The following is a 16948-nucleotide window of genomic DNA, read 5'->3' on the forward strand; positions in this document are numbered from 1 at the left end:
CATAGTAACAGAACAAGAAATATTTACAATAAACCTACTATTTTTAGCAGAATGCATTGGCCCTCCATCTATTAGGACAGGAAAAAGCAAAAAAGCCAGGACCTACCTCCCTGGCTACACACATCACACAAGTCCTTCCATTTTCCCTTTTTGTACCGCGTCATCCCGATTCCGCACGCCGAGCTTGTCATACAGAGCAGACGCATAGTTACGCACGGTCCCGTCTGACAAATACAGCTTGGAAGCGATTGTTTTATAACGCATGCCTTGGGCGAGCATCTGCAAAATCTCCTGCTCCCGCTTCGTTAAACCATAAGCATTCTCGTCTTTTTCGCTTTGTTTCGGCGCAACCAGCAAATCTTCCTGTCCGTTTACTGGCTGTCCATCCAGCATTTTATGAAATAGGTCCTGTGCAATCATCGTACCACCGCGATGGACGAGGCGAATTGTTTCCGCTAGCTCGCGTGATTCAATCGATTTTAAGAGATAGCCGTCTGCACCACTACGCATGATTTCCTTGGCTTTTTCCGTATCCTGAAACGTAGACAGGACAAGAATACGAATACCGGGCCATTTTTCCTTTATTCGTTTTGTCGCAGTAATCCCGTCCATATTCGGCATCTCCAAGTCCATCAGCACCAGGTCTGGTTCCAGCTCCTCGCACAGCTCCACAGCCTGCGCCCCATCCTCGGCTAACCCGACTACCCGCAGGTCCCGCTGTCCCTCGAGTATCGAGCGCAAGCTTTCCCGAATAAACGAGTGATCATCTACGATAACCAAACGAATGATTTCGTCGGCGCTCTCGACCATCCTCGGCACCAAACAAGTAACGAGCGTTCCTTCTCCTCGCTCTGAGAAAACGGATACTCTTCCTTGCAAATGAGCCGCCCTCTCTTTCATCGTCGTGATCCCGAAGCCATCCTCCCAATTTTCTACCCCGTGACCGTTATCCTGTACTTCCAGCCTCGTCTGTTGCTGCTCAAAATGCAAGGAAACGACGATGTCCGTAGCGTGCCCGTGACGTACGGCATTCGTCAATGATTCCTGCAAGCAGCGAAACAAGGTCATTTTCACCTGTTTACCTACAGGATACTCTTCTCCAATCGCACGAAAGCGCACATTCACTTTTGCATGTGTCTGAAACTCCTCCGCAAGCTGCCTCAGTGAATGACCCAAGGGAAGCGTCTCTTGCGGTGACCCCATCTGATGCAAGTACCCTCTCACTTCCTTCATGCCTTTTCGCGCAAGCTGCAAGAGGGATTCGAGCTTTTGCACCCCTTCCTGCGACGCTATATCCTGACGTAAGGTTTCCATCCCCATGATGATCGAGACATAGGAATGCCCCATCGTATCATGCAGGTCCTTGGAAAGCCGATCCCGCTCCTCCAGCAGAGTTACTCTCTCGATTTGGGTGAGGTATTGCTCCAGCACACTGTTTTGCTTGCGAATAATTTCATTTTGTCGATGATTGACAATGAGCAAATGAAAGGCAAACCCCATCACATAAGCAAGTCCGACTTGCGGAAAAATCACGAAGGCATCAATTTCCCGCGAAAAAAGCACAAGCAGCAGTGGAAGGATTACAATCGTAATGGGAGCCGCCCAGCGATACGATTTCTCCGCACTATTGGCGGCAATCAAAAAAGCAGGCATCAATAAAGTAAGGTACGCCTCCGGAAACATAGACGTGAGATAAATCGATAATCCGCCAAACAAGAGCATTTCTGCTATTAGATAGTAACGATAGCTCAGCATTAAACAAATCCACGGTACGGAAAAAACCATCATTTCCCAAAGGATAACCATCCATAAGGGCAGCGTGAGATAATCTCCAAATTGTACAGTCGTAACGGTGAGTGAAAAGCAAACGATCAGCCGTAAAAAAAACATCACCCAGTCATACCAGGCCCATTGTTTTACGATATCTAACAAACCATCATCTCCTAATTGCTTTGAACATCAAGCGCGTGTACCCACCAACTAATTGTACCAGACCGTTCCCTAGCTTGGAGCATCCGATCATGAGTATGAATCCTAAACTCATGATTTGCAATGCCTTCAGCTCTGAATCCACTACGCTCCCGAAAAAATGTATCTCCACGAAAGGATAGAACAACGGTACGATCACAAAACATACGGGTGCAATGTAGATGAGCACTCCGATCACCAGGCAGATACAGCCTAGGACAAATTTTTTCATCAGCCAATAAACGGATATCCAGTTTCTCACATCCATTAATTCCGCCTTTGCCTGCTTCCATTGATTTCCTTCTATTCTTTGTCTTGTTTCCAAAGGTTCTATCGAAATATCCGTATAAATCTTCGTCTGAATACGTTCATGCTGGACAAAGGTTTGAGTTGTACGCAACACATTGGTGAGCAACGGAATTCCCACTACGGTAAATGACAAGGCCAAGCCAAGCACGATACTGACCATGTAAAAACATAAATAAAATACTCCCGAGACAAATGTATACAGCAAAAAGATAACATTTTGAACGTTACGCATGATCGCTCTTTTCATGTAAGCTAATTCTCTCCTATCTATCCCTTTTCCGACACACTGATGACGGTCTGCCCTTACCGTAATCCACTAGGCGTCACATGAGCCAGTATCAAAATGTCATATGACAGGCTAAATCATGTCATTTCATCAAAATCATTTTGTCAGTCGGAAAAGTGATGACAGGAAGTAACTACCGAGTATGACACAAGCTTTGCCATACTGTGCTCAAGCACTCACTCTTAGAGTCGGTGCGTCAAACCGTGATGCTAACACAAAAAGGAGAATCGCACATGAAAAAAGTGATACAAAAAATGAGTCTCGTCGTTTTTCTTCTCTCCACAACCTTGATTTCCGCATGCACGCAGTCACTCGGTGCTGTGGAATCCACTCAGACTGCTTCCATTGCTGCCCAAGGACCGGTGGATGCCAAAGAAATAGAAGCGTTTGCCGATCCACTGTTTGCAAAAAAAATGAAAGAATATAATGTCGCTGGTTCCAGCTTTGTTGTCGTCCGTGATGGCAAAGTCATCGTGAACAAAGGCTACGGCTTTGCTGACAAGGAAAAGAAAACCCCTGTTGATAAAGACACGGTGTTCCAAATTGGCTCAGTATCGAAAACCTTTACAGCCTTGGCTGCCATGCAGCAAGTCGATGCGGGTAAAATTGACCTGCATGCCAATATAGAGGAATATCTCGGTGGGCTAAAAATTCCGAATAAGACAGGAAAACCAGTCACCATGTACGACTTGCTCGCCTACACACCCGGCTTCGAATTTCCGGACGAAACTACCTTTACCGGTCCACAATACATCGGGCAGGACATCTCTATGGATGAATTCTTTCCAAAGCACATGCCGGTCATCGTCCGACCACCTGGCGAAGTCTATACGTATGATAATACAGGATTCTTGCTCGCTGGCTACGCTGTGGAAAAAACAAGTGGAATCCCCTTTTACCAGTATATGGATGAGAAAGTGTTCAAACCTCTCGGAATGTCCTCGACCAGTGTACGCTTGAAGCCTGAGCTCATGAAGAGAATGGCTACCAATTACTTTAATACTGGCGAGCAACGTCCGCTAGAAGGAACCAATCCAACTGATGGTCCGCAGGGAAGCATTATATCAACAGCAGATGACATGGCAAAGTACATGATCATGCACCTGCAAAACGGAAAATTTAACGGCAAGGAAATCGTCAGCCAGAAAAGCTTGGATTTGATGCATACGCACCAGTATTCCGCGGGTGACATCCCGATCACAACCTTAGGCTTTGAAAACTATTTTCCAGAGTATGCAAATGGTCAGAAAGTTGTTTTGAAGGGCGGAAACATGCCAGGCCATTCTTCCCTGATGGTATTGATCCCGGAACATAAAACCGGCTTTTTCATGTCCTACAACAATGATTCAATGGTTAGCGCTGATATTTACAAAGAATTCATGGATCATTATTTCCCAGAAACAGAGAAAAAAGCTGAGCCTGTTTACATGACCTTGAGTGAAGCGGATGCACAAAAATATTTCGGCCTGTATCAAAATACACGTGCCTATTGGACACGCACTTCTATTACCTATGAGAATGGATCACTCGTGCTTGAGAGTGAGGCAACCGGAAAACAAAAACTGCGAATGATTAAACCATTGCTATTTGAAGATGAGACAGGCGAAAAAGTCTCGTTCAAGGAAGACAAAAACGGTAACATCAACTACTACTATTACACAACAGCAATAGGCGTTAACATTGCTGGCGAATCTCAAAGAATGGAAATGGAAAAGACCTACTCAGACGTCCCTAACACTAGCAGCTATAAGACCCCTATCAACAACCTCAGCGCCCTTTCCATTATGGGAGCGAAATCAGGAAGTAAATTTGATCCTACAGGGACCATGACACAAGGCGAATTTGCTGACACCCTGATCAAAGCAGAAGGCCATTACGTAATGGCCGGGAGTGAAGACGTGCTTAGACAGCAATTGGCCGCAGGCATCCCTAATTTGAACCCAACGGCACCAATTACAAGACAAGTCGCTGCTGCCATGATCCAAAATTTAAAGCAGCTTGAACCAGTGGCAACCAGCAAAGTGACGCTGCAAGACAACGCCGACGCGTGGGCAAAAGATGCGATCACTGCTCTCGTTTCACAAGGCATCGTCGATCCTGACACGAAGGTAAACGCAGATGGCTCATTCAATTTCCGCTCAAAAGATTTACTGAAGCGTCAAGAAGCCAGTGCCTTGCTTGACTTAGCATTTGGTTACTATTCATTGCCGATTAAACGATAAGCATCCTTTTCCTCTTTTTGGGATAAAGTAGGAACTTGTTGTATACCCTACTCCTTTAAGGGAGGTGACTGGTCGTGGAAAATAGCGATAAACACAGGGGACAAGCTGAGCAAAAAGTTTCAAGTGACTTGAATGAGAAGGAAATCGAGCTTCAGCATCAATTTCAAATGTTCCCTACTCCGGATGAAAAACGCGCTTCAAAAGTGATTACTGAGTTGAAGGATTAATAGCTACTCTCCCCCACTTTAAGGCTGTCGAGAAACTTGGCAGTCTTTTTTTCAAGAATGCTCGAAGCTGAGATGAAATATAGCCGTAATGGACACAGTAAAAGAATGTCCGTTCCCGATTATGGCGAGGTGGACATTCAAGTTCCACGTGATCGTGAGGGTGAGTCTGAGCTTGCAAAAACCGTGATCTCTTTCGTATGCGAATATATGCCATTTGTACGACTTTCGTCATAAACGCAAAACGGATGGTAAAGCTCATAGAAAAAATGCAGCCCGCCTCCTAAAGGAGTTGGTCTGCATTTTTGGAATCGTTAGAGAAGACCCTAGCTTCAACCAGAACACTAACTTTTGCAGTGCTCTCATTATGGCCCTACTGAGTGGCTCTGCATGGACAGGTGTTTTATCGATATTGGGGATTCAGCCATATATTATTAGAACCACCGTACGAAACCCTTACAGGTTCTTTTATATCCTGCCCTATCAAGTTATCATTATAATCAAATGCACCAACCCAAACTCTATATGGGCCTGTTGGCACTTTAGGTACACTTCTGTAATCCGTAAACACCTTAAAGCCGTCATAATAGGCATCAGTATCGAGAATTTGATTAGTATCCGTATTTCTTATGGACAATTTGTAATATTTGGCTCCCGACTTTGTACCCCATGAAACATAAAGATTGGCTGTTTGTTGTTGAATACTCCCAGCAAGAGGTGCTTTAGCCGTTGATACACGATCTCCCTGAGAAGCAAATGCAGCACCAGTTCCCAATGATAGTACCATAGCTGCCGAAAGAACAGAAAAAGCAAAACGTTTCAACATCAGAACAACCTCCTCAAATTTTGTAATACTCATTCCGTGATATCAGATCAACCTGTAAGGCATCCAGCTATGCTTTTCACCTCCTTCAGTACCTTCAACCTCTTCTGATTATTATCGTAATCCATATTTTTCCATTTTTCACCGAAAACGCTATTTCGGAATCCCGTATTTCTTTTGCGCTCCCCGCAATCATTCTTCCAAAATAGAAAAAGAGCGCTCGACTTTTCACAAGTACAAACGCTCTTCTCTCCAAACGACTACCTAACTACCAACTCTGTTCAGGGATGATCCCCCTTTTGATCGCTTCGCTAATCGCCTCTGCCCGCGACCGTACCTGTAACTTTCCAAAGATGCGCGTCAACTGGTACTCCACGTTGCGCTGGCTCATCAGCAAGATCTCCGACAGTTCTTTGTTGCTTCGACCTTTTGCAATTTCGAGCAGAATTTGCTGCTCCCGCTCGTTTATGGACACCTCTTCCAGTTGATCCTCTCCTGTACATAGCCGTACACTATTTCGTCTTAATTGCTTGAACAAAGGAATCGGAATAACGGTTTCATTGCGCACTGTGCATCGGATGGCTTCGATCATCTGCTCTCTTGTGGCCGTTTTGCTGACAAAACCGGAGACACCCGCCTCTACCAGTTTGTTAAAGTACGGCTCAATTTCAAAGCCTGTGTAGATGATGATGAGCGGATTGGGTTTAATGCTCATGATGCGCTTGGTCAGCTCCAAGCCGTTGATTATGGGCATGTGCAAATCAAACAGCATCACATCAAAGTCAATGATTTTGACCAGCTCCAATGCCTCCATCCCGGAAGACACCGCGCTTACTGCAAAATCTGTCTCCTCCTCAAACATGACTTTTGTTCCTTCCCGAACGGAGGGATGATCATCGACCAACAACAACTTCATCATGGATAAATCTCCTTTCCATCCAATAAAAGTGTATCGGCAATCCTATCTACGGGCAGTGTGACATGAACATCAAAACCTTTTCCCACATCGGTTTGAAAAAGGATACTCCCCCGTAAACAGCGCACCCGCTCTTGAATCCCCACGATGCCCATGTGAGAAAAGGTTGATCGTAGCTCAGTTTCAGCCATGCCTTGTCCGTTATCGGAATAGTGCAGGATCAGGTGTTCGTTGTTGCAATCCAACGTGATGTGGACGCTGGATGCACAGGCGTGTTTAGCAGCATTTCGCAACAATTCCTGTACAATCCGATACAGACTGATCGAGATTTCCGGATCGAGATCAGAAGGAATCTCACATTTCGCAAACGTGATCGTAAAATTCTCTTGTTGCTGGGTGTAAGAAATCAAGCCCTCCAGCACTTCTACAATGCCCATCTCCTGCAAAAATGGCGGGCGTAACTCGTTGCAAACTTGACGGATTTGATAGATGACATCCAAGAGTCCTTCTCGAATATGTGTTAGCTCACTGGCGACCGCTTCTGGTGTATTCGTGTCTGTAATCAGCTTATCCAGTCTTCGGTACCAAACAATTTGCTCCTGTAACGCAGAATCGTGCAGATCGCTTGCCAGTCGGCGCCTTTCCTTCTCGGACATGCGAAAAAACAAGCGAAGGAGCCACGGTGACACCCCTTTTTGCTTTTGCAGTGATTCCTCCAGCTCGTCTGACAGCTTCTCAATCAAAAAAAGATTTTCATAAACAAGACCTACATATCTGATCATTGTTTTTATCCATATGATTTCGTCGATATTGAATTGTGTCTGGTTGGGCTTGTTTTGCAACCAGACAAATGCCAAATTCTGATTCCGCTCCCCCATATGGATAAACACACCGCTCTCATCGGTAACGATGTCCCCAATCTTCATGACGCTATTTTTTTGAAGAACCTGAATAATATTCTCCGTTGGCGGAGCTGGATAACCTTCCAGCCAATGTACCTTCCTCTGGTTCGGTTCAATCTCTGCGATGGAAACGGCTTTTACTTGCAACGTGTCACGTATTTCAGCAAGCAAGCGTTCATCCAGTTCTACCACCTTCATCACTCTCATGATCTCTCGTGAAAAACGATCCAGGCTTGACTGGAAATTGAGTTTTTCTCGAAACAAAATGTGCCTTAGTTCATAGTCCAGCGTCTCTTTCGCAAAAAAGAGCAGCGTAATAATCAGATAAGTCGCCAGTGACAGCTGAAGCCAGCTCACCATTCCATTAGGAGAATAGCCGATCACATACATGCAAATCAGCAAGATCAACACCGACGGCAACAGTGACAGCAGGAGATAATACTTTAATCGGTTCAACAAAAAATCAATATCAAGAAGCTGTTTCGCTGTCACCAAATAATAAAAAGAGACAGGCAAGTAAAACAGAAACGAGACCGCTACCTCCGTCTGGATCAATTCAAAACCAAAGAGCGTTTTCGGCAAGGTCACCAGCCCTACATAAGGGAAATAGGATACACATATCCCGGTGAGCATAACCTTCATGATCGCTTCTTTTCGTGTTCGTCGGTAATGGAAATATTGCAATAAAATAACAATGAGATTAATCAAGAATACAATGGAGTAAAAGGTCAGCTTGACTACATACACCGTCAGGAAGTATTCCTTCATCTTTGCAAATGAAGCGAAGCTTTCGGCAACATAGAGGAGCGTGCTTGTGAAGTATACGAGAGTCAATAGGATGCGCCCTCTCGTGTGGAGGAGGTCAAAATAGCTAAGAAGAAAATGCAGTAATAAAACGAGGCAGAACAAAACACCCAGCGTATTTCCAAGCCGAATGATCATGTCCCCCAAGCCAGCGGTAGCGCCTGATACATAGCCACACCCGGTCGCCAGAAAAAACAGAATTAACGTGATCGAAGGAACATTTTTCGCCTCTGTCTTCTGCAGCAAAAATATAGAAAAGAGAAGCAGCATGACAAAAATAATGCCTGGCAGAATCACACAGTACACCAGATACGAAATGCTGTGCTCATTTTGTACGTGATGCACAATCCGCTTCCCGTCTTTTATGACTTCCAGTATATCTGCCGTACCAATCTTCCCAAACCGTGAAACGGAGATGTCCTCATCGGGAGAATGACCATCTATTTTTATAATCCTATCGCCTGTAGCTATGTCATTCTCCTCTGCCCACTGACTTGCATTGTACTCCGATACGACGTTGTCTGAAACGATCCAAGCCCCGTCAGGCATTTTCTCTACATATATGTTCACGAGCGTTTTGGTAAAGGCTAAATAACTCGCATAGCTTGCAAAAAAGCCTGCCAGTACAAAAAGGACGATAAAAAGCCATTGCTTCTTACATAATTGCATTCGGCTGGATCTCCTTTACCACGATCATTTTGAATCAATGTACTTTTGTGAAACATAACATAAATTACCTTATTTTACCAATTTCTCCCCATAAGGTCTACTTTCCTTCGGCTGCACATAAAAACAGGTCAATCATGGTGGTATCTGACCATAATCGACCTGTTCGATGCAATACTATTACGTTAAATAGGGTATAAAATTCAATCTCCATGTACGTACAACTGAAATGAAGAAATCTCTATGCGGGTATTACATGGGCTAAGTCTGCCCCTGAGCTTAGCCACCCGATGCATTCCGCACTGGGTGGGTTCTATCCATCAACCGCTGAGACGGTGACAGAAACAAAGAAGACCACAACACGGCGGTTAGCTCGCATTGTGGCGTTTTGGGTTGTGTCATTCTAAATACACTTCTTTGAAATAATAAAATGATCTATAAATTTTGAAGTTTAGTTAAGACTTCCTTAATTCGCATAGAAAGATCCAACTTTTCATTTTCCGACAATTGTTCCCCCACATCATTCATATCGAATTGCTCTAATTCATTTTTTATTTTCAAAAACTCCCCTTTAGCATTAATTCTATATCTGATAAGTAGTTCTGCAAGTGTTGTTCTAACAACTATTTTTTCACTTAATGTACTCCTACATTCACGCTCGAATCGTTCCATTATTTCCTCAACAAGCTCAATTGCATCTTTCTTCTCATTGAATAAAATCCCAAAGTAATTTTTAACTTCCTTTTCTATTTCAAAGTAGTAATATCTTGCATACGGACTATAATCTACAGGTATACTTTCAATTCCATCAAGCACCATATCTCTTCGTTCTAATATGTCCTGATAATCATCTGGAGCTATTTCATGTTGTAACTTATTTAAATCTAGAGAATTTAATGCATCAATTATCTTTTGCTTCGATTTAACAAAAATTTTCGAATGTGTTAAATGAATTCTCCCTTCCGCAATAGACAATACTGCTTTTTCCATTTCACCTCTTTTATCCATACCGAAGTATGCCTCACATGTGCAAGCAAGAGCTTCAGGACCACTCATTCCCTCACTTTTAAAATAAAAATAGTTTTCATAAAAAGCTCCAAATAAAGCCTCATAATTTCGTTTCACTTTATGTCCTCCTAATAAATTCCTTATGGTTCAACTAATTCATCACCGTTATGAATTACCTCAATATCAATATTGAGATAATCTTTGTGGAACTTCTCAATGATTCCGCTACAGCTTGCACAGGTATCTAATTCAGTAAATACTTTTATTTTCCCACGAACATTTGATGGATCTGGTAATTTATCTAATCTGTCAGCTAAATCATTTAGAATTTTATACTCCGTATCCATGTCTCTTTTAAAAAGTTGACCACTTTGCTCAAGATAAAGTTACCCACTGGAAGACTGAACACACATCATCTTTTTTACACCTATTAGCAAATGTTTTTGCTGAGCCGAGGATCGTCAGGGACTTGCGTAGCAAGGGGTTTACCCTTTATCCTCGACGAGCATTGGTGCAGGAAATAAAATGCTACTTTGTGTGAAATGAAGCATCCTAGGTGGTCAACTCGAAGATGAGCGTCTGCCCCAAAAATGGTCAACTTTTTGATTAGCATTCACATGCGTACAAATAAAATGAAAAAGTCTTTATACGAATACAACTTGAGTTAAGTCTACTTAGATTCATCTGCCCTACTCATTCGGCACTGGGTGGGATGTTCAACCAATAAGTCTCAAATATAACAAAAGACCACAATACGTTCGGCTATCTGGCATTGTGGCTTAGTCGATTCTATTACATTATCTTTTTGTTGTGGTATAAATCTATACAAATATCTTGACTATAGTTTTCTCAACACATCCTTAATTCGACTAGATAAGTCTCTCTTCTCATCTTCCGATAATTGTTCGCCAATATCATTCAAATCGAACTGCTCTAATTCACTCTTTATAACCCTAATATATTCATTTGCTCGTATATTATTTAGTAATATTAATTCAGCTAAAGTTGTTTTGACAGTTATGCTTTCACTTGACGTATTTCTACAATCCCTCTTAAATCGTTCCAAGACATTATTAACAATATCTTCTTCACTACATGCTTCAAAATTTTGATTTTGAAAATACTCCCTAACGTTATTTGTCATTTCAAAATAATACCATCTTACTACAGGATAATAATCCAATGGCTTTGTATCTATTTCTTGTAAGATTCTATCTCTACGGATTAGTAAATCCTTAAATTGCTCATCTGTTACTTCCTCTTTGAGCTTATTTAAATCTAATGAGAGTAATTTTTCTTTTATTCTTTCTTTTGTAATAAATAGTACCTTTGATTGCTTTAATAATAACTCTGAATATACAATATAGATAATTGCCTTTTCCATCTCTCCTTGATTTAGAACTGTTACATATACATCGAATGTTCTTGCAAGTGATTCCCTATCACTCATGTTTGTATTTTTATATGAAGTATAATCTTCTATAAAAGACTCAAATAATTCCTCATACTCCCATTTCAAACTCATTCTATAATTACCACCTTTTTTTTATTATTTATCGGGTTCTTTAGGAAGTTCTTTAGGGGGTACTAAATCACCACTATTATGAATTACCTCAACTGTAATTTTTCGATATCTTTCTTTAAATTGACTAATTATATAATTACAGCTTCCACATGTATCTCTTTCGGTAAATATCTTTACTTTCCCTGTAGCATTAAGATTATCCCCAATCTTATTGGCTAAATCATTCAATATTTTATATTCCGAGTCTGCAACCCTTTTAAATTCTTCCCCCAAAAGATCAGGAGCTTTTGTAGCATTAAATACGATGTCCTCGGGGTTCTCTGACTCCGGCATCTACTACCACATTCCACAAGCCTAACAAGGTATCTCCGAGAGCATCTAACTTCCCTTTCGCCTCAGCGTTGAAGGCTCTGCGGGCCATGACAGCAGTCTGATCGTTTTACTGCATATCCTGTTTAAAAGCAATCTGTTTGCCTTCTATTACATACAGGAAAAAGCTTATTCCTCCTCATCATTCGAGTTGGAATAAGCCTTTGACGATAATTTTTGTTCCCGATAAGTTATCTTTTTTTCACTTTGGTTGCTGCTACAATGTCAACGCTGCGTGGTAGTTTAGCTGAGTTTTTCTTTCTGTACGATAATGCAGTAAACAGTAAGAAACCTAGACAAGTAGTGAGTACTCGTTTGGGACATAACCAGACTATGATTCTAAAGCTTATTCAATACCTCATTGATTCGGATAGACAGGTCTAATTTCTCATCTTCTGATAATTGTTCACCTACATCATTCAAATCAAACTGCTCCAACTCACTTCTTATTTTTACAAACTGTTCATTTTCCTTTATACCGTGTCTAATTAGTAATTCTGCAAGTGTAGTTTTTACAACGATATTTTCACTGAGCGTATTCTCACAATCACGTTCAAAACGCTCCAATATTTTTTCAACAAGTTCATTTTCATCTTCCAAGTCATTAATTATTTCTCCGAAATAACTCTTCACTTCTTTTTCCATTTCATAGTAATACCATCTTGCAAATGGATCATAATCTAGTAGTAGATTATCAATTTCATCTAGTACTAGATCTCTGCGCTCTAATATATCCTCGTACTCATCTTTAGAAATTTCAATTTGAAGTTTCTCTAAATCTAATGAATTTAAAACTTTAACCAATTCTTCTTTAGCTTTAATAAATATTCTTTTGTTTGATAAACTAATATTTCCTTTTGCAATATACACTACTGCCTTTTCCATTTCACCCAAATTTACTACACCTTCAAATTCATAAGCTGTTCTAGCAAGAGCTTCAGAATTACTCATATTTTCATTTTTGAACTCAAAATATTTACCATAAAATGCACCAAATAAAGCTTCATAATTTCTTTTCATATAAACCTACCTTTATAGTTATTTGGGAATGATCATATTACCATCGTTATGAATTACCTCAATATCAATATTGGTATAATCTTTGTAGAACTTTTCAATGATTCTGCTACAGCTTGCACAGGTATCTAATTCAGTGAATAATTTTATTTTTCCACGAACATTTGATGGATCTGGTAATTTATCTAATCTGTCAGCTAAATCATTTAGAATTTTATACTCCGTATCCATGTCTCTTTTAAAAATTTGACCACTTTGCTCAAGATAAAGTTACCCAACTGGAAGACTGAACACACATCATCTTTTTTACACCTATTAGCAAATGTTTTTGCTGAGCCGAGGATCGTTAGGGACTTGCGTAGCAAGGCGTTTACCCTTTATCCTCGACGAGCATTGGTGCAGGAAATAAAATGCTACTTTGTGTGAAATGAAGCATCCTAGGTGGTCAACTCGAAGATGAGCGTCTGCCCCAAAAATGGTCAACTTTTTGATTAGCGTTTACATGCTTATAACCATATTGACGAAATCTTTATACGGTTATTACACGGGTTATATCTGTTATTGGTTGAAGTATGTGTTCATTAGGCACTGAGTGGGTTATTTTTGAATAGCCGCCACTTGTATGACTATTTTTTAGCATGAAGCGGCGGATAAAAAAGAAACCACAACACGGCAGTTAACTCGCATTGTGGCGTTACATTGTAGTAAGAATATACATATACATATACATTATTTAGAGTTGCTTGTATAAAATAAATTACATATCTAGAAAGACCCCCACGGCTTAAAACCGCTACCCCCAATTAAACTTTCCCATGCTTCTTTTGCATTATCACCTAATTTCCCTGTACTGCAGTACACTTTTCCACTTTCTGATACAAATAGCACAAGATTGTCACTATCAATAAAACCCACGGGCACTAAATTTTCTTGAGCATATTTCTCCTCTGCTTTGAAAGCTCCCTGGCTTCTGAACTTCACACCTGTATTGTGGGTCTCATCGTTTATAGTATCTTCTATTACTAGATTACCAAACTCTGATAAAAATTTTTTCACTTCCGGATAAATGGTGAAACCTAATTTTCCCAAATTCTCTTCGATTTCTTTAGTGTCTATATTTCTTCCCTCATACCAACCAGAATTTCTTAAAATCTTCATAGTTTCATTACTCATACGTCATTTCTAAAAGTCTTGTAATCATTTTTATGTTACATTCAAATAAAATGTTATATTTGCATATTTCACTATTTTTGTTACAACCTCATCTGAAGTAATTTTTATTTTATATTCACATTTTGGATACTCTAACCCTACCTGAGAAATTTTTATTTCTTCAATACTTATGCTTTTTGCTCCTATTAGTAGAGTAACCAATTCATAAATCAACTCAAGAATTTCTTTATGAGACTTGTCTCTTAAACTTCCTTCATAAACGACATTACCATACGTATCACTTGAAGTATATTTTTCCTTTATCGCATCATCAATCAACATAATTTCCTCATTTAGGAAAAAAATAGACGTTTGATGACGGTAGAAACTAACATGAAAATCTTCATTTTCTCCATCTAAAACGACGTATTCTATCATTTTCCCTGAAGAAGGTAAAAATTCTTCATCATCTGAAAGAATTCTAAGTTCTGCCTTCGGATTTTTGCTTAAAGGTTCTACGAGATATGAAATAATCTCCTCATTTGAGAAATCCATACAAACTTGACCTTCTTCATAAACATAGCTCATTACAATCTCTCCTTATAATTTAAAATTTAAATTTTTAATCGAATGTTGTCCCTGGTATAAAGTTTTCTCTCATAAATTTAGTTTGACATATTAAGCAAACGGGAATTACATCTCCTGTTCTAGGCCTTATTGCAGGTGTCATAACTATATCCTTAATATTCTCATATCCACCTAATTGTTCAACAACTAAATCTTCAGCACAAACTCCATAGTTATTTTTCGAACTCTTAACACCAACTGCAACTTTACCTGTTTTTATATTTACTCCTCCAACTACTGTTGCAACATCCCGTATCTTAGTTTTACTCCATGTAGCAATTTCAGTGAGTATTTCATCTCGAGCCTTGACTGCTTGTTGAAAATGCAAATCCATGTCGGGTACTCTATCACCTGAATTAGATTCACCCGTCCCCTCATTACCACTATCACTCCGACGATGATTCCCTCCACCACCGCCTCCATTACCAGACAAATCATCATGCCGAACAAAATAAAACCTATATTCACCCGAATAAGCTTCTCTAAAAACAGCAACTCCACCAAGCACGTTCCCCATCTGCTTGAGAAGCTTATCAACCATTTCTTGTAATTCCTCGATCGACTTTGGAAAACTCTTAGCCTGCGTCTTTAGCTTTCCACCCTTTAGGGATGCGCTACTGTTCCGGTTGTTATCAACGCCATCGAGAAGTAATCCCGTTCTATTTCCACCGTCTCGTTTTCCACGTTGGGCATCCCCATCTGGTAAGTCAATTGCCTTTTTTACTCCTTGCTTATAGGCAGACGCAGCCCCACGGCTGAGTAGCAGCTCGGCGATAGCCAAATCTCTCTTGCCTTGATTGCTACCTTTTTCGTAGCTTTCTTCAATCGACCTGGTCCACATGCCGCCTTTTACAGTGTCATCCCACATGTATTCCGCATCTTTTACAAAAGGTTCTACGTAGTCGCTGTATAATTCTTTTGCGCCCGACAATACAGATAGTCAATTCCCATAGTTATACATTTTTAGATATACTCTTACACAAGCAACAAAATATAGTTGTCTTCCTCTGCAGACAGAAAAGGCTCATTCCCACTCACCGTTCAAGTTGGAATAAGCCTTTGAAAGTTTATCAAGTGTTTTAGTGTTTAGTTTGTTAGTTGTATTGTGCGATCTTGTTGCTAGAATTGTAAATGGATTTACACAAAAATTAATTACACCATTAAAGTGTGAGGCTTATAAGTCTTCTTGTTTTAAACTCAAAATATATTCAAGTCTTCCTTTCCAAGTATTATCTGTCTGTACTATTTTATAATCATCTTTTTTTATACGTTCTTTGTACAAACTGATATCATGAAGAAGTTGCTTCACATCATCTACTTTAATATAATCCTCAAATTCTAAATTCATTAAAAATTCGTCTAATTTTAATACTATAAAGTCAGGAATTTCATTCATTTTCAAACTTTCTAAGGCCAGACATGTAAAGAATGCTGTTTTACTGAAATTGCCTTCGTTTAATAACCACCAGTCCTCCTCTAGAATTCTTGCAGAAGCTTGAGCAGTATTGTACTCGTTATTACCAACGTATTCTTCAAACCCAAAATCCACAGAATCTTTAATTTCTTCGTAGGTACTCATAACACACATCCTTTTATCTCATGCTATTAGTATAAACGTTTAATTTTATATTAGGGAATTTACGTCTAAACTCAAATATCAAATTTGTACAACTCTGGCATACGTCAAAATGTGAAAACAAATCAATTTCACCCTTTATAGTCGGGTCTTTAATTTGTGAAGCGATATCCTCTAAAATTTTTGCTTCAGTATCTTGATATCTTGCAAAACCGTCATCTACATATGTTTCAAATATTCTATCGTTTTTTTGATGTGTAAAATTATCAAGTTCTGCAAATAAATCATCCAATGTATTAATTTGACTATGAGAAATATAGTCTTTCTCCAGAAATATCTACTTTAGCGGAAGCTAGATTACCTTTCTCTAATCTTCTTAGTTTTTGCTCTAAATTTCTTCGCTGTTTACTTGAAAGATTTTTAAATGCTTCTGATTTTCTTATTTCATCCGCTTTTTTCTTTATTTGATCTCTTATATCTTTAGTTCTATTGTAAAGGTCATTAATTATCTCTTGTTTGTCAGCATCACCCGTCCCCTATGTTGTAAAGCTAAA

At 40.0% G+C, this 16948-nt stretch carries 17 protein-coding genes and 2 pseudogenes; 3 read left to right on the forward strand and 16 right to left on the reverse strand.

Translation table 11 applies throughout. The annotated features are described in order from the left end of the window. Positions 1-123 precede the first annotated feature (123 nt). Entirely contained in the window at positions 124-1932 is a 1809-nt protein-coding gene (locus HPY31_RS18705) for a helix-turn-helix transcriptional regulator (RefSeq protein ID WP_172141943.1), read from the reverse strand. 4 nt (positions 1933-1936) lie between these two features. After that, positions 1937-2524 carry a sensor domain-containing protein gene (locus HPY31_RS18710; protein WP_172141944.1) on the reverse strand — a complete coding sequence of 196 codons (588 nt, stop codon included), beginning with the start codon at positions 2522-2524 and terminating at the stop codon, positions 1937-1939. Positions 2525-2796: 272 nt separating this feature from the next. Here HPY31_RS18710 and HPY31_RS18715 point away from each other — a divergent pair, with 272 nt between their 5' ends. The 3 genes and pseudogenes from HPY31_RS18715 to HPY31_RS29305 all read left to right on the forward strand — a co-directional run. Then, positions 2797-4785: a serine hydrolase domain-containing protein gene (locus tag HPY31_RS18715; protein ID WP_172141945.1), complete on the forward strand. Its 1989-nt coding sequence runs from the start codon at positions 2797-2799 to the stop codon at positions 4783-4785. A gap of 74 nt (positions 4786-4859) precedes the next feature. Continuing rightward, positions 4860-5012, forward strand: a complete 153-nt coding sequence (locus tag HPY31_RS18720) for a hypothetical protein (protein WP_172141946.1) — start codon at positions 4860-4862, stop codon at positions 5010-5012. Positions 5013-5093: 81 nt separating this feature from the next. Next, a pseudogene (locus HPY31_RS29305) lies at positions 5094-5183 on the forward strand (transposase); the annotation flags it as partial. 229 nt (positions 5184-5412) lie between these two features. Here the strand turns inward: HPY31_RS29305 and HPY31_RS18725 are convergent. From HPY31_RS18725 to HPY31_RS18790, 14 genes and pseudogenes are all read right to left on the reverse strand, one after another. After that, complete coding sequence (locus tag HPY31_RS18725) at positions 5413-5835, reverse strand: hypothetical protein (RefSeq protein WP_172141947.1); 423 nt, start codon at positions 5833-5835, stop codon at positions 5413-5415. A gap of 265 nt (positions 5836-6100) precedes the next feature. Beyond that, the gene (locus tag HPY31_RS18730) at positions 6101-6751 is read right to left on the reverse strand and encodes a response regulator transcription factor (RefSeq protein ID WP_172141948.1); all 651 of its coding nucleotides are present in this window, start codon (positions 6749-6751) and stop codon (positions 6101-6103) included. Further along, complete coding sequence (locus HPY31_RS18735) at positions 6748-9123, reverse strand: sensor histidine kinase (protein ID WP_172141949.1); 2376 nt, start codon at positions 9121-9123, stop codon at positions 6748-6750. The genes HPY31_RS18730 and HPY31_RS18735 overlap by 4 nt, the downstream gene beginning before the upstream one ends. Before the next feature lie 432 nt (positions 9124-9555). After that, entirely contained in the window at positions 9556-10245 is a 690-nt protein-coding gene (locus tag HPY31_RS29055) for an Imm3 family immunity protein (protein WP_172141950.1), read from the reverse strand. A gap of 23 nt (positions 10246-10268) precedes the next feature. Beyond that, positions 10269-10478 (reverse strand): annotated as a pseudogene (locus tag HPY31_RS18745) (deaminase domain-containing protein); the annotation flags it as partial. A gap of 488 nt (positions 10479-10966) precedes the next feature. Next, positions 10967-11653 (reverse strand): Imm3 family immunity protein, encoded by a 687-nt coding sequence (locus HPY31_RS18750; protein ID WP_172141952.1) that lies wholly within the window; start codon positions 11651-11653, stop codon positions 10967-10969. Positions 11654-11677: 24 nt separating this feature from the next. Next, positions 11678-11986 carry a deaminase domain-containing protein gene (locus HPY31_RS18755; RefSeq protein ID WP_172141953.1) on the reverse strand — a complete coding sequence of 103 codons (309 nt, stop codon included), beginning with the start codon at positions 11984-11986 and terminating at the stop codon, positions 11678-11680. Between the two features lie 375 nt (positions 11987-12361). Beyond that, on the reverse strand, positions 12362-13042 hold the full coding sequence (locus tag HPY31_RS18760) for an Imm3 family immunity protein (protein WP_172141954.1): 681 nt from the start codon (positions 13040-13042) through the stop codon (positions 12362-12364). Between the two features lie 18 nt (positions 13043-13060). Continuing rightward, positions 13061-13285 carry a deaminase domain-containing protein gene (locus HPY31_RS18765; RefSeq protein WP_371811745.1) on the reverse strand — a complete coding sequence of 75 codons (225 nt, stop codon included), beginning with the start codon at positions 13283-13285 and terminating at the stop codon, positions 13061-13063. A 519-nt stretch (positions 13286-13804) separates the two neighbouring features. Further along, entirely contained in the window at positions 13805-14212 is a 408-nt protein-coding gene (locus HPY31_RS18770) for an SUKH-3 domain-containing protein (protein WP_172141956.1), read from the reverse strand. Positions 14213-14242: 30 nt separating this feature from the next. Next, positions 14243-14779 carry a hypothetical protein gene (locus HPY31_RS18775; protein ID WP_172141957.1) on the reverse strand — a complete coding sequence of 179 codons (537 nt, stop codon included), beginning with the start codon at positions 14777-14779 and terminating at the stop codon, positions 14243-14245. 34 nt (positions 14780-14813) lie between these two features. Further along, complete coding sequence (locus tag HPY31_RS28875) at positions 14814-15686, reverse strand: hypothetical protein (RefSeq protein ID WP_253901868.1); 873 nt, start codon at positions 15684-15686, stop codon at positions 14814-14816. Between the two features lie 306 nt (positions 15687-15992). Next, positions 15993-16397, reverse strand: coding sequence for a ubiquitin family protein (locus HPY31_RS18785; protein WP_172141958.1), 405 nt, complete (start codon positions 16395-16397; stop codon positions 15993-15995). A 13-nt stretch (positions 16398-16410) separates the two neighbouring features. Continuing rightward, positions 16411-16731, reverse strand: coding sequence for a deaminase domain-containing protein (locus HPY31_RS18790; RefSeq protein ID WP_371811746.1), 321 nt, complete (start codon positions 16729-16731; stop codon positions 16411-16413). Between the last annotated feature and the right edge of the window lie 217 nt (positions 16732-16948).

This window comes from Brevibacillus sp. HB1.3, from assembly GCF_013186635.1.
GTDB classification, from domain to species: domain Bacteria; phylum Bacillota; class Bacilli; order Brevibacillales; family Brevibacillaceae; genus Brevibacillus; species Brevibacillus brevis_D.

Coding starts and splice junctions, on each gene's coding strand:
- HPY31_RS18710 (WP_172141944.1), bottom strand. CDS start 2,524: ATGAAAAGAGCGATCATGCGTAACGTTCAAAATGTTATCTTTTTGCTG.
- HPY31_RS18715 (WP_172141945.1), top strand. CDS start 2,797: ATGAAAAAAGTGATACAAAAAATGAGTCTCGTCGTTTTTCTTCTCTCC.
- HPY31_RS18725 (WP_172141947.1), bottom strand. CDS start 5,835: ATGTTGAAACGTTTTGCTTTTTCTGTTCTTTCGGCAGCTATGGTACTA.
- HPY31_RS18730 (WP_172141948.1), bottom strand. CDS start 6,751: ATGATGAAGTTGTTGTTGGTCGATGATCATCCCTCCGTTCGGGAAGGA.
- HPY31_RS18735 (WP_172141949.1), bottom strand. CDS start 9,123: ATGCAATTATGTAAGAAGCAATGGCTTTTTATCGTCCTTTTTGTACTG.
- HPY31_RS18750 (WP_172141952.1), bottom strand. CDS start 11,653: ATGAGTTTGAAATGGGAGTATGAGGAATTATTTGAGTCTTTTATAGAA.
- HPY31_RS18755 (WP_172141953.1), bottom strand. CDS start 11,986: ATGCCGGAGTCAGAGAACCCCGAGGACATCGTATTTAATGCTACAAAA.
- HPY31_RS18760 (WP_172141954.1), bottom strand. CDS start 13,042: ATGAAAAGAAATTATGAAGCTTTATTTGGTGCATTTTATGGTAAATAT.
- HPY31_RS18770 (WP_172141956.1), bottom strand. CDS start 14,212: ATGAGTAATGAAACTATGAAGATTTTAAGAAATTCTGGTTGGTATGAG.
- HPY31_RS18775 (WP_172141957.1), bottom strand. CDS start 14,779: ATGAGCTATGTTTATGAAGAAGGTCAAGTTTGTATGGATTTCTCAAAT.
- HPY31_RS28875 (WP_253901868.1), bottom strand. CDS start 15,686: ATGTGGGATGACACTGTAAAAGGCGGCATGTGGACCAGGTCGATTGAA.
- HPY31_RS18785 (WP_172141958.1), bottom strand. CDS start 16,397: ATGAGTACCTACGAAGAAATTAAAGATTCTGTGGATTTTGGGTTTGAA.